General features: G+C 54.7%; 12 protein-coding genes. 4 read left to right on the top strand and 8 right to left on the bottom strand.

Features of this window, described 5'->3' with window-relative positions:
- Positions 1-12 precede the first annotated feature (12 nt).
- From NQU17_10400 to NQU17_10410, 3 genes are read right to left on the bottom strand one after another with little or no spacing between them, the layout of a single operon-like run.
- Entirely contained in the window at positions 13-807 is a 795-nt protein-coding gene (locus NQU17_10400) for an ATP-binding cassette domain-containing protein (protein ID UUM11065.1), read from the bottom strand.
- A 1-nt stretch (position 808) separates the two neighbouring features.
- Complete coding sequence (locus NQU17_10405) at positions 809-1,753, bottom strand: iron chelate uptake ABC transporter family permease subunit (GenBank protein UUM11066.1); 945 nt, start codon at positions 1,751-1,753, stop codon at positions 809-811.
- Positions 1,750-2,700 (bottom strand): iron chelate uptake ABC transporter family permease subunit, encoded by a 951-nt coding sequence (locus tag NQU17_10410; protein UUM11067.1) that lies wholly within the window; start codon positions 2,698-2,700, stop codon positions 1,750-1,752. Before NQU17_10410 ends, NQU17_10405 begins: the two co-directional genes overlap by 4 nt.
- A 176-nt stretch (positions 2,701-2,876) precedes the next feature.
- Here NQU17_10410 and NQU17_10415 point away from each other — a divergent pair, with 176 nt between their 5' ends.
- The 3 genes from NQU17_10415 to NQU17_10425 all read left to right on the top strand — a co-directional run bounded on the left by NQU17_10415 (position 2,877) and on the right by NQU17_10425 (position 6,768).
- Positions 2,877-3,611 (top strand): AraC family transcriptional regulator, encoded by a 735-nt coding sequence (locus NQU17_10415; protein ID UUM11068.1) that lies wholly within the window; start codon positions 2,877-2,879, stop codon positions 3,609-3,611.
- Between the two features lie 318 nt (positions 3,612-3,929).
- On the top strand, positions 3,930-5,411 hold the full coding sequence (gene cysS, locus NQU17_10420) for a cysteine--tRNA ligase (protein UUM11069.1): 1,482 nt from the start codon (positions 3,930-3,932) through the stop codon (positions 5,409-5,411).
- A 544-nt stretch (positions 5,412-5,955) separates the two neighbouring features.
- On the top strand, positions 5,956-6,768 hold the full coding sequence (locus NQU17_10425; protein UUM11070.1) for an ABC transporter ATP-binding protein: 813 nt from the start codon (positions 5,956-5,958) through the stop codon (positions 6,766-6,768).
- Positions 6,769-6,851: 83 nt separating this feature from the next.
- On the opposite strand, the gene NQU17_10430 is transcribed toward NQU17_10425, so the two are convergent.
- Positions 6,852-8,255, bottom strand: coding sequence for an ISL3 family transposase (locus tag NQU17_10430; GenBank protein UUM11071.1), 1,404 nt, complete (start codon positions 8,253-8,255; stop codon positions 6,852-6,854).
- Positions 8,256-8,335: 80 nt separating this feature from the next.
- On the opposite strand from NQU17_10430, the gene NQU17_10435 reads away from it, so the two are divergent.
- Positions 8,336-9,940, top strand: a complete 1,605-nt coding sequence (locus NQU17_10435; GenBank protein ID UUM11072.1) for a hypothetical protein — start codon at positions 8,336-8,338, stop codon at positions 9,938-9,940.
- A 94-nt stretch (positions 9,941-10,034) separates the two neighbouring features.
- Here NQU17_10435 and NQU17_10440 read toward each other — a convergent pair whose 3' ends face one another.
- The 4 genes from NQU17_10440 to NQU17_10455 form a co-directional block, all read right to left on the bottom strand.
- Positions 10,035-10,865, bottom strand: coding sequence for a hypothetical protein (locus NQU17_10440; GenBank protein UUM11073.1), 831 nt, complete (start codon positions 10,863-10,865; stop codon positions 10,035-10,037).
- 121 nt (positions 10,866-10,986) lie between these two features.
- Complete coding sequence (locus tag NQU17_10445; protein ID UUM11074.1) at positions 10,987-11,475, bottom strand: GNAT family N-acetyltransferase; 489 nt, start codon at positions 11,473-11,475, stop codon at positions 10,987-10,989.
- Positions 11,476-11,546: 71 nt separating this feature from the next.
- Positions 11,547-12,086, bottom strand: a complete 540-nt coding sequence (locus tag NQU17_10450) for a hypothetical protein (GenBank protein ID UUM11075.1) — start codon at positions 12,084-12,086, stop codon at positions 11,547-11,549.
- A gap of 66 nt (positions 12,087-12,152) precedes the next feature.
- Positions 12,153-12,563, bottom strand: coding sequence for a hypothetical protein (locus NQU17_10455; protein ID UUM11076.1), 411 nt, complete (start codon positions 12,561-12,563; stop codon positions 12,153-12,155).
- Between the last annotated feature and the right edge of the window lie 206 nt (positions 12,564-12,769).

The following is a 12,769-nucleotide window of genomic DNA, read 5'->3' on the forward strand; positions in this document are numbered from 1 at the left end:
CTGGTCATTGACTCAGACAGCGGTCCGAATCGGGCAGATGCTGCCGTTTTCGCTGTAATAGGTGCAGATTTTCTGGCCGGCAATGGCATGCACCTCGAAGGGCATATCAAAGAGTTCGGTCAGAATCGATTCGTTGATAATGGCATCGGTCTCGTCGTCATAGAGGACTTTGCCGTCGGCCAGTGCGACAATCCGGTCGGAGTAGCAGGCCGCAAAATTGATGTCATGGATTACCAGAACCACAGTTTTGCCCAGCTCGTCAACGATGCGGCGCAGAATCTTCATGATCTCCACGGCGTTCTTCATATCCAGATTGTTGAGGGGTTCATCCAGCAGGATGTATTCCGTATCCTGAGCCAGGACCATGGCAATGTAGGCCCGCTGCTTCTGTCCCCCGGAGAGTTCGTGGATCAGCCGGTGCTGCATGTCTTCCAGCTTTAAGTAGGCGATGGCCTGATCAATCATCCGCTCATCGTCTGGCGTGCTTCTGCCCTGATTGTGCGGAAACCGGCCAAAGGCAATGAGCTCCCGGACACTGAGGCGAACATTGAGGTGATTGGTCTGTTTCAGGATGGCGATTTTCCGGGCCAGTTCCCGGTTGTTCCATTGGTTCAGCGGGCGCCCCTCGATGAGGACTTCCCCGCCGCTGGTCTGGGTCAGTCGGGCGATCATGGAGAGCAGAGTGCTCTTGCCGGCCCCGTTGGGACCGATGAACGAAGTAATTTTTCCGGGTTCAATGGCCAGACTGACATGAGATACCACTTCCGCGGCATCGTAGCGTTTGGTCAGGTTCTTAACTTGAATCATGCTAAATCGGACGCTCCTTTAACAGCAGAAGGATGAAGTACAGCCCTCCGACAAAATTGATGAGGACGCTGATGGGGGTGTTGAATGAAAATACCTGTTCCACCAGGAACTGGCCGTAGACCAGAGCCAGGGAAGCGAACAGCATGGATCCCAGAAACAAGGGGAGGTGGCGGTGAGTGCCCAGGAACTCCCGGGCCAGATTTGTCACCAGCACCCCCAGAAAGGTGATGGGTCCAACCAGCGCCGTGGCCACTGATACCAGGACCGCGACACAGAACAGGCTGAGCCGTGTCAGAGCAGCAGCTCCGACCCCCAGGCTGATGGCCTGATCCCGCCCCAGGGCCAGAACATTGAGTTCCCGGTGACGCCGGACCATGATCAGCATGACGGCAGCCATCATCAGGCCGGCCGGCCAGAGAATCTGGCGATTGATGTTGTTGAAGCTGGCAAACAGATTGCCCTGGAGGATCAGAAACTCATTGGGATCCAGAATGACCTGGAGAAAAGACGCGCCGCTGCGGAACAGGGTTCCGGTCACGATACCCACCAGGAGCAGCAGATAAATGTTCCCATTGAGGCGTTTCAGAAGGGTCCCCAGAATGCCTGTGCTGAACAGGATCATCAGCCCCACCGCCAGCAGAAAGCTCAGGCGCTGGTCGAGGGCTCCCAGAGAACGGGATCCGAAGACAAACATCAGCGCCGTCTGGAGGAACTGGTAGAGGGACTCCAGTCCCAGCACGCTGGGGGTAAGGATCCGATTGTCCGTCACCGTCTGAAACAGCAGGGAAGAAAAGGCGATGGCACTGCCCGTCAAAAGCAGAGCGGCCACTTTGGGCAGCCGCCGGGACAAGGCATAGGCGGCGGTGGCTCGTTCCAGATCCCAGGCCAGGAACAGGACGACGCCGGCCGCAAGGCAAAGGCTGAGTCCCATCAGTTTCCGGTTCATATCCGTTTTCCTCCCCTGGCCAGAATCAGCAGAAAAATCATGCTGCCGGCCACCCCGGCGGTCAGCGAAATCGAGATCTCATAGGGGAAGATGAGAACCCGTCCCACGACATCGCAGGCCAGCACAAACAGTGCCCCCAGCAGTGCGGTGGTCCACAGATTGTTCTTGACATGGTCGCCCCTGACCAGGGACACCAGATTGGGGATGATCAGGCCGATGAACGGGATATTTCCCACCGTCACCAGGACGGCGCTGGATATCATGGCCACGATGGCCAGACCGACGTTAACCACCAGGCGGTAGCGCAGACCCAGATTCCGGGCCATGTCCTCGCCCAGACCGGCGATGGTGAACTGGTTGGCATAAAATAACGCCAGCCCAAACAGCGGCAGCACGAGAAAAATAATCTCATACCGCCCCCTGGTTACCATGGCAAAGGAACCCTGCAGCCAGGAGTTCATGTTCTGCACCACTTCCTGCCGGTAAGCAAAGAACGTGGTCACCGAATCGATCAGATTGCCCAGCATGATGCCCACCAGGGGAATGACAATGACACTTTTTGCCTTGATGCGGCCCAGGATCACAAGAAACAGAAACGTTCCGGCCAGGGCAAAGGCAAAGGCAATCCCCATTTTGGTCATGGTGGAAGCTCCGGGCAGGACAATCATGGCAAACAGGATCCCCATGCGGGCTGAGTCCATGGTGGCGGCCGTGGAGGGAGAAACAAACTTGTTGCGGGTAATCTGCTGCAGAATCAGGCCGGATATACTCAGAGCACTGCCGGTCAGGAGAATGCTCGCCAGCCGGGGTACACGGCTCAGAGCAAAGACAAACAGCTCCGTTTCCCCGCCCTGCAGCAGCTGGGCCGGTCGAACCGGACGAGCGCCGATGAACAGGGACAGCAGGGCCAGCGGCAACAGCAGGAGGATCAGATGATGGTTTTTCATAAGCAATCGCAGGGAACGCCCCCGCTCGTTGACACCTCGCCTTCCACGTTGGTATAATCATCAGGACGAATTGATAACAATTCTCATTTATCATACAGAATGCATCGGCCAAAATCTTTTGGTCTGTTTGTTTTTTTATCACCATATTCAGGTCAATTGAAAGGAGCGATCCCCTGATGTTCATCGAACGCAATCCCCGCCGGGTCGCTGAGGATCTGCACAGCGCCACCCTGATCCCCTGCAGTGCCTTCACCGGCGACGGCCGCCTGCTCTACAGCGGCGGCAGCCATTTCTGCCACGATGATTACGACCTCTACAACCGGCTGGTTGAGGAAATGGTTCACCCCGCCCCGCCGATATCGCAGTACCGGACCCTGACCAGCGCCTTTGGCGACCATTACACAGCTTACTACATCAACAAACACCGGCCGGCGGATGGTTTTGTTCTGCTGGGACCTTATACCCCCGCCGATCTGGAACGGATCAGCCGGTTTGAGATTTGCTTCTACAATAATCAGACGCCGGATCCGGTCGGCCCCCGCCTGCTGAAATGCAGCGATCGATCAGGTCAAGCCTGTTACAGCCTCCCGGTCCGCAAGGCCATCGACCTGATCCATGCCCGGTACCGGGAGGAACTTCCCCTGGACCGGCTGGTCGAGCATCTGAAGCTGAACAAAAGCTATTTCTGCACCCTGTTCAAAAAGGAGACCGGCCAAACCTTCACCGCCTACCTCAATCAGGTCCGGGTGGAGAAAAGTAAGCGCTGCCTGATCCGGGAAGACCGGTCGATTCTCGAGATCGCTCTGTCCGTTGGCTTTTCGAGCCAGAACTATTTCACGATCATCTTCCGGCGCGTCACCGGCCTGACCCCGGCTCAGTTCCGCCGTCAGGGGCTGTCGGGCCGGGTCTGAGTCCCGCCCGCAGCCGTTCGGCCTCGTGCGGAGAACCCCTGCGGAGAACCCCTGGCGGAGACGACCTCGGTCATGCTGTTCCAAAGCCTTTCGCCTCCTTCTGTTTTGCCAAATCCCAGGGCGGATATGTTATAATTTAGGCGGTAAGAAAGCAGTTCCAGACCATATGCCCGCTGACAGATCCTGAGGGATCCTGGCCGCGCAGCCGGTGCCTGATCGCCTTTCCCCTGTCCCCTCTGCGCAGCCTTCCCGCGCTGACAGCCGGGACAGCGCTCCTGACACTGACAGTCCCCATCATCGATAGACGGAGGTTTTCCTATGGCACAACAAGATATACTGGCAAAAATCATCCCCGGAAAGAAAGACTATACCTTTTCAGATCTCAAGGATCTGATCCAGAAGCAGGATCTGAAATTCACCATCCACAACACCCGGACCCGCCGGACCGAAGAATTTGTTCCGGTGAAGCCGGGTCAGGCCGGACTCTACACCTGTGGCCCCACGGTTTACAAGGATGCCCATATCGGAAACCTGCGCACTTATATTTCCGAAGACATTCTGAAGAAAGCGCTTCTGCTTTACGGCTATCAGGTCAAGCACGTCATGAACATCACGGATGTCGGCCACCTGACCGATGACGCTGATACCGGCGATGATAAAATGGAAAAATCCGCCCGGGAAATGGGCCTGGATGCCTGGCTTCTGGCCAAGCATTATTTCGAGAAATTCCGAGCAGACTTCGAGTCTCTGAACTGCATGGACCCGACCCTGTGGGCTTCAGCGGCCGGTCACATCCAGGATCAGCTGGACATCATCCAGGTTCTCGAGGACAAGGGCTATACCTACAAAACTTCGGACGGAATCTACTTTGATACCTCCAAATTCCCCCAATATGCAGACTTCGGCCAGCTGGACGTGGACAACCTTCAGGGCGGAGCCCGGGTTGATCTGAGCGATGAAAAGCGCAGCGTCACCGACTTTGCCCTGTGGAAGTTCTCCAAAACCGGCGAAAAGCGCCAGATGGAATGGGATTCCCCCTGGGGCGTCGGCTTCCCGGGCTGGCACCTGGAATGCTCCGCCCTCTCCCTGAAGTATCTGGGAGACCATCTGGACTTCCATGCCGGCGGCACAGACCATATCAAAGTGCACCATACCAATGAGATTGCCCAGTCCGAAAGCTACCTGGGACACTCCTGGTGCAACTACTGGTTCCACGCTGAATTCCTGGTTCTGCCCGGAAATGTCAAAATGAGCAAGTCATCCGGCAATTTCCTCACGGTAACCACCCTCCGCGAAGAAGGCTACGATCCGCTGGATTATCGCTACTTCTGCCTGAATGCCAACTATTCCAAACAGCTGACCTTCTCCTGGGAATCCATGGATGCCGCCCGCACGGCCTATGCCAGACTGCGCAAGCGGATCCTGGAGATCAAGAAAACCTCTCAGGGAAAAACCGGCCGGCCGGATGAAGCTTATGTCCTGAAGTTCTTCACGGACATTTTCACCGACCTGAACGTCTCCAAAGCGCTGGGGGTCCTCTGGAATCTGCTGAAGGACGAATCCGTCGCCGATGAGGACAAGCTGGCTACCGCCCTGCTGTTCGACGAGCTCCTGACGCTGAATCTGAACGAAGTCAAGGAAGAAAAGAAAGAACTCCCCGAGCAGGTCCGGGAACTTATCCGGCAGCGTGATGAAGCTCGCCGCAATAAGGATTACGCCCAGTCTGACCGGCTGCGGGACGAAATTACCGCTCTGGGCTTCGTGGTCAAAGACTCCAAGGAAGGCACCCTGGTCGAGTAACCGAGGCAGCCATCCCGGCCAGTCTGACCTCCGGCCCCGTTGAACCACCTGTTCCAGCAACCTGACGCCTCGGTTCCGAGACAGGCTCACCCTGTCCGCCGGAACAGGGGCGTTTCTGATTCAGACAGGATTGACCCCGGCCGATCATGACGGATAGAAAATCCCCCATCCCTTTGTGCCATTCCCGGGAGCAAGGTACAGCCCGGCCGAACTGCTTCCGAACCTTAGCCAAGTTAATTTACCGGAGCCCCCCACAAAAAAAAAAATTACGCAAGCCTTCCCAAGCCTGCTTTCCCGCTGGCTTCAATTGATTTTCCGGTTGGATCTGCCAGCGGAAGCCACATGAAGTGCTTTTCAGAAGATTGTTTTAAATTTATCTTAATCTTGCTTTATCATACTGAACGTAATGCCCTCAATTGAATCAAGTCAGATCCGTTAGACGAAAGCTCGAACAGATCCATTCCATCGGTCTGACAACCACCTTACCGCATCCGCGCTTCTGCTCGGATCGAACTTCCGGGTTGTCCCGGGAAAGGCAATTCCGATGAAACTCATTCTTGAACATCTCTCGAAGTCATTTGGCGAAAACCATGTACTCCAATCCATCGATTTTTCCTTTGAGAAAGGCCAGATTTATGCACTGCTGGGCCGCAATGGCTCTGGAAAAACCACGCTGTTCAATCTGATCGCAGGAGAACTGGGGAAGAATGACGGCAAGGTGCTGATCGAGCAGGACGGCATTCGACGTCCGCTGCAGCCCGACGATCTGTTTTTCATGGTGGCCAATCCCACCCTGCCTAATTTTCTGACCGGCTGCGAATTCATCGATTTCTTCAAGGATGTCAATCGCCGGGAAGGTCAGACCCTGAAATCCACCGATGAGTATATGGACTGGATCGGCTTTGAGGAATCCGAAAAGCATCGCCTGATCCAGGGCTATTCCCTGGGCATGAAGAACAAGCTCCAAATGCTGATGTTCATGATCCTGCAGCCGTCCATCATTCTCATGGATGAACCTTTGACCAGCCTGGATGTTGTCATGCAGCTGCGGATCAAGAACCTGATCCGGTCCATCCATCAGAACCACATCATTCTGTTTTCCACCCACATCCTGCAGCTGGCCACGGATCTGTGCGATGAAATTGTCATTCTCAATCAGGGCCGGCTGACCCAGGTGGAAGAAGGACTGCTGAATGATGCTGCGTTTGAAGAGCGGATTATCCGGATCCTGTCCGAAGAAGCCCCTCTTCCGGTGGAATCTCCCCGGGGTATACTGGGTCTTCCAGCAAACCCGATCCCGCCAAAGTCCGGAGAACCTTCCCTGACCGATCTGGCCGGACAACCCACCGAGGTCTGATATGTGGGAACTGTATCGCATGGAGCTGAAATATGAGGTCTGCTCCAACCTGAACTATTTTTTCAACTTCCTGAAAAAACGGCTCAATCATAAATTCTGTGGGATGGTGGATTCCTTACGTAAGTTTTACGACTCATATCGAATAACTTGAGGAAGAAGTATTCATCGTCTGGATAGCCATAACCTTGGCGTCGTAGTGTCTTGATCTTGTTATTGATCCCCTCGATCTGACCGTTAGAGATCCGGTAGGTCGCAAATGCAATGATCCCTTCAAAGTGTCGGTCCATCAGGCGCCCAAACCAGCGTAGGTGGTCATTTCTCGAAGCATAGCATACTTCCATGATCTCAGTTATCAGAACGGCCATCTCCGGCTCACTGGCGGCCTTGTAAGCCTCCGATAGCATCACTTTGATGAGATCCAACGTGAGCAGAAGCTGATTGTCCTGGATAAGCTGGTCGTACTTCTCCTCACTGCCTGGACAGCGCGTAATCATCGCCTTTGGGAAGAGAGTGCCGCCTTTGGACAAGGGCTTGCCCTGCACAGCCTCCAGGTCTTTGCGCTGCAGCGTCTCCCGGGATGACATCAGGATATACCGGGTCCGCTTGAGGGACTCAGCGGCTTTGTAGTCGCCCTCGGCCTGGAGACGTCTCTGCTCGTCTTTGCGCACTTCAGCGACTACTTTGTCATTGAAGTTTTTGACGATGTGGAAGTGGTCGAAGACCGGCTGGATATGAGGGCACTTTTCCTCAAAGGCTTCTTGGAAATCTGAGTTCATGTCAGAGGCGACTGCCTCAACCCCGTCCATCCACTCAAGACCGACGTGCTCAATGAAGTCATAGACGACCTGCTTGCGCTTGCCGTGGGCAATCCAGAGAATATGGCCCGTCTCTATGTCGATGATGTGGGTGGCGTACTGGTGGCCTCGGTGAAGCTTGAATTCGTCGATACTGAGGTACTTTGCCTGCCTCTGGGGCTTGGTGAGCTTTCCGTCCAGGGTGTACATTTCCTCCAGGCGTTTCAAGTCGATCGCTTTGACTGTGTTCTTGCCAAGACCAGTAATCTCAGCGACTTGCTTGAGGTTGTAGGTTCCGATGGCGAGAAGATCCCTAGTGTATTGCAAAAGTGGTTGCGAGATCCGATGACCTTGTGCCTGAAAGGGCACCTGTTGGACTCTGGTGATCCCGCAGGTTGGGCACAGTAATTGATTCTTGTCGAATTCCAGGGAAGTATAAGTGTGCCCGAAGTTCAGGTGCCAAAGACTACATGAGGACGTATTGTTAATGTGCATGAAGCCCCCGCAGTTGGGGCAGGCGCGATCGGTGTCATCTAGCTTGAGGACTCCATGAAACTGGATCACACTTTTACCGGAAACGGCAGTATGCTGTGAACTATGCGTATTAGTAAACCCAATAAGAGACGAAGGGATGTGCAGATAATTTTGGTAATCAGTGATTGTATTAGCTTGTTCATCCTGTGTATAATTCATTCAGAGCCTCCGCTGTGTTTGGATTTGTACATCCGCCAAGATGCAATTCCATCATAGCGCGGGGCTCGTCCTATTATCAAATGTTATGTCGGCGTGAGGTATTGATCTATTCGATCAATCCCACAGGTTTTGTGATTGACCCGAAAAAACGCAAGTTCCTGAGCACTCGTCTGCCGGATGATTTTCATTACACCGGCATCAAGCAGTTTGCTTATGGCTTCTCCTTAATCTACAAGATCCTCAAGACCTTCGTGAAAGGCAGCTTCCTGGCCTATCTGGCTTTTTTCATGTACCTGGCCCTGATCGGATTCATGGGTAAGACATCCACTCCGGACCAATTTCAGTCCTTTTTCTTCATCCTCTACCTGCTGACAAATCTGGTCAGTTCCGCCGTGCTGGAAGCCGGCCAGAAAATGCACTTTTTCCATGAGGTCTTCCGCCAGCCCGCTCGGGAGGTCGGCCGGGTTGAACTGATCCTTGGCAGCCTGATGGACGGTCTGGGCCGCCTGTTTGGCCTGAGCCTGGTGTTAACCCTCCTGGGCGGCGTTCCCTGGGTCAATACCTTTTTTCTCGCCCTTCTGGTCACCTGCGTCACGCTGGTCATGGAATACATCCATCTGCGGCTGTTTGACCGAGGCATTCCCCTGGCCGGAAATGTCATTGCGACCCTTGGGCTGCTGTTCGTCACTCTGGTGCTGCTCATCTTTACAGTATATTTTGAATTCACGCTCCCAGCTGTGTTCAACAATCACTGGCTGATCCTTCCTGCCGCCGCCGCGGCTCTACTGGCCCTGCGGGGCTGCTGGCACTACGACGGCTATCAGCGGGTCGCCCGCTTCGCCCTGGATAAATACGAGAAGCAGCTGGAAGTGGCCGCCGGCATCAACCTTCGGACACAGGACGTCAAGCTTCGGGAAACGGATCTGACGGCAGACGATGATTCCGTCGGGGCCAAATCATTGGCCCGACTGAACGGCTATGACAAGCTCAATGCGCTGTTCTTCCAGCGCCATCGCCGAATTCTGGCAAAGCCCGTTCGCATTGCCACAGGGATTGCCCTGCTGATCGGACTGGCCGGCCTGGTCACCGCTCTCCTGGACCGGCGCTATCATTTCCTCCAATTCCCCGAGTTCGGCTGGGTCTATGATTCCACTGTCTCCTCCCTGCTCCCCTACTTCCTGTACGGAAGCATCGGAAGCAGCCGGCTGACCAAATCCCCGTTCGTCAACTGCGACTCCAGCCTGCTGTCCTATGGCTTTTACCGGCGAAGTGACGATATCCTGAAGAGCTTTAACATCCGTCTGAAGCACGTGCTTCGCCTGAACCTGCCCCTGCCCGTGGCTCTCCTGATCACCCACGGAATCTGGCTGTTCATGACTGACATGAAAGTCACACCGGCAAGACTGCTGCTGTTCATCATGATCATTGCCTATTTCCTCTTCTTCTCCATTCACCTTCTGACCACCTACTATCTGCTCCAGCCCTATACCTCAGATGTCCAGGTCAAAAGCCCGCTCTATTCCGTTCTGAACTTCGCAGTGTATCTGTTCTGCTACCTGCCCATCTTCCTCCAACCGGACCTGTCCGTTCTGGCACTGACCATGATTGGTCTGACCGTCCTGTACGGGATCGCGGCCCGAATCCTGATTCCCCGCCTGGCCACCCGAACCTTCCATCTGAAGTAATCCCAACTTCATTTCTACAGAGAACAACAGCCCTCCTCCTGCCGACTGGTTCCGGCAGGAGGAGGGCTGTTGTCATGTATGAACCGTTGGATTGTTACTGTTTGGCTGGAAGGGTAAAGTTATGGTTATAAGGATAATCGAAATAGACCTCTTCAGTGACCGTGAGATGGTCTACCCGTCCCCCCTGGCGCAGGGTGGCCAGGTCCTGGGTAACTAAGCCGAGGAGGCTGTCGCCCTCGGTCATGGGTACCCAGCGATAGGTGACCGCGTTTTTCCGGTCGGTGGTGAACTGAATGTTGATGCTGCCCACATTGTAGTTCTTCTTGTTCAGTTCCTGCTCGATGAGGCCGAAGTATTTCAGGTAGTTCTCATCCGTGGCAGCATCGATGATGTCAACCGTTGGCGTATAGCCTGGCAGCTTGCCCAGCTGGAAGGCTTCATCCAGCTCTACCAGCTCGGCACTGCCGGGAGCAAAGGTGCCGATGACCCGAAGCAGTTTCTCCCCGAGGACCGGCGTCAGCTGATCGTACAGGCTGTCGTCGGTTGCCAGGGCAAACCGCTGCATGGTTCCCGGCTTTTCCGCAATGGCCTTGTCATACAGGTAATTGATCCGGTTGGGTGTGAAGTCATCCGGAGCCATATCGGTAGAGATATAAAGATCCTTGTATCTGGTTGACTGATAATGGGAGAAAAACTGGATTCCGTTCCGCTCGGCCGATACCAGCTCAAAATGATCATCCTTGATCACTTCATTGATTCGGTCGGCGATCTTGCGTCCCTGCATCATGGAAAACTGAGGAATCAGTACCTGAAAGGTGAGGATTGTGAGAAGGATGAAGATTCCAATGCCAATATACGTTTTCTGCTTCAGCGACAGCTCTTCCCGTTTTCTTTTCTTTCTCGGAGTTGGTTTAAATTCTGTCAAAATGAATACCTCCTATGCATATACAATAATACTATATGCATTTTTCCCTCACTTGAAAAGCCGGTAATCCCGCTTCTTTAAAAACAATTTGTTAACACCAGCTGCATCATGGCTTGCCGCCTCAAGCCGGACCAGCCAGCGATTCGTTCGGACGCTGTTCCGCTTCCAGCCGGAATACCTGATTGGGATAATCAAACTCCGTTGTCAGCTCCCCCGGCTGAAACCCGAATCGAGCATAAAGCCTTCGCGCAGCCACGCCTTTGGTATCCTCCGCCCGAAAGGTCGACACGGTAATGTCCTTTGTTCTGTCCAACTGGCCAAGGACTGCGCTCAGGAGCTTGATCCCGATTCCCCGTCCGCGGCACTCCGGATGAACAGCCAGACAACAAATCATGCTGCGCTTCGAGGAATAGAGCAGCACGCCCACCACAACGCCTTGCTCGGATAGACACAGCGCCTCCCCGCGACCCATAAACTTCCGGACCGTCTCGCGGTGCTCCCGGATCGCCTCCGGGGATTCCAGCCCGGGAAACTCCTCATGGACTGCCTGAACCAGGTCCATCCACGATTCCAGGTCCTCCGGCCTTCCCTGTCTCACCTTATCTGCCATTGCTGACCTCCTCTGTCATGTCCGGTGTTCCACTGGACTGAACTAGATTTCCCGCCGTCATTTTCCTGCACTCATTTTACTATTTCAATTCTCTGTTCAACTATCGTGCCGGCGTGACCCGTCTCCGGCTCTCCGGAAGGTTCTGCCTTGAAGTCGGCACAGCCCTGCAGACCCCGGCGACGAATGTCATCGAGTTCCCGGGCCGTTAAGGTACCGGCACGATACAGATTCAGATATTCCTGATCGATGGGCTGATTGAACAGCAGCAGATCATCGGTATTTATGGTGACGCGTACGCCGTTTCGAACCAGCGTCTGAATCGGGTGAGCGGCGTAGTCTGATGCAACATTCAGCATAACGTTGCTGGTAGGACAGACATTGAGCTGAATGCCATGACGCGTCAGAAAGCGCATGACCTCCTGAGATGCCGCTGCTGAGATGCCGTGCTGGATTTCCTGAAGCTCCAGGATTTCGACAGCTCTGACTACCTCTTCAGCCGGTCCAAACTCTCCCACGTGAGCTCGTTTGATCAGTCCGTAGGTCTCAGCCTTTCGATACAGCGGAAGAAACCGTTCAATGGGCTGCTGGAATTCGCCGTCGCACAAATCCATGGAATGAAAGAATCCCGGGGTCAGCAGCTCTTCGATGAATTCCAGTTCCTCGTCGATCCGGCAGCCTCAGCCATATGTCAGCTCCGGCTCAAACAAGGTCTGAGGACAGTACCGCTGATGATAGCCCTCCAGGTTTTTCCGGAACGAATCCATGCCGCCTGCCAAAAGGACATCCAACCTGGTAAAACTCAGGGCCAGGCGCAGGATTCGGTTTCGTCCCGCCTCTGCAAAACAGGCCTCCCAGCGCAGCAACTGACCAGCCGTCCCTTTGCAGGCCGGCTTGATGTTGGCGTCGAACCACTCCTGAGCCTGTGTCAGAGAAGCAAATTTCCGGGGCGGATCCGGCAGCGACCCTCCGGTGCGCTCAGCGAGGAACGCCTTGTTGCCGCCCCGCCCGGCATGGCTGTGCAGGTCACTCTTTGGAATTTCCAGCAGTCTGGGCTGGTTATTTGCTTCCAGTGCTTCGATAAAATCCACCGCATGCTCCCTCCCGGTTCGTTACGTTTTCGCTGTGCTCAATTGGCCCGTAAGCAGCGTCATGTCCATTCTACAACTTTGCCGGTGAAACTTCAGCTGAGCCCGGCAAGGGGGTGATCCGAAGTTTCTCCGATTCGAATCCGGATTCACCGATTTCTCCAACACTTCCCAGCAGCCAGTCGCTGCTCGGCCGTCCGCTGATAGGA

Source organism: Clostridiaceae bacterium HFYG-1003 (genome assembly GCA_024579835.1).
Lineage (GTDB): Bacteria > Bacillota > Clostridia > Clostridiales > Clostridiaceae > JG1575.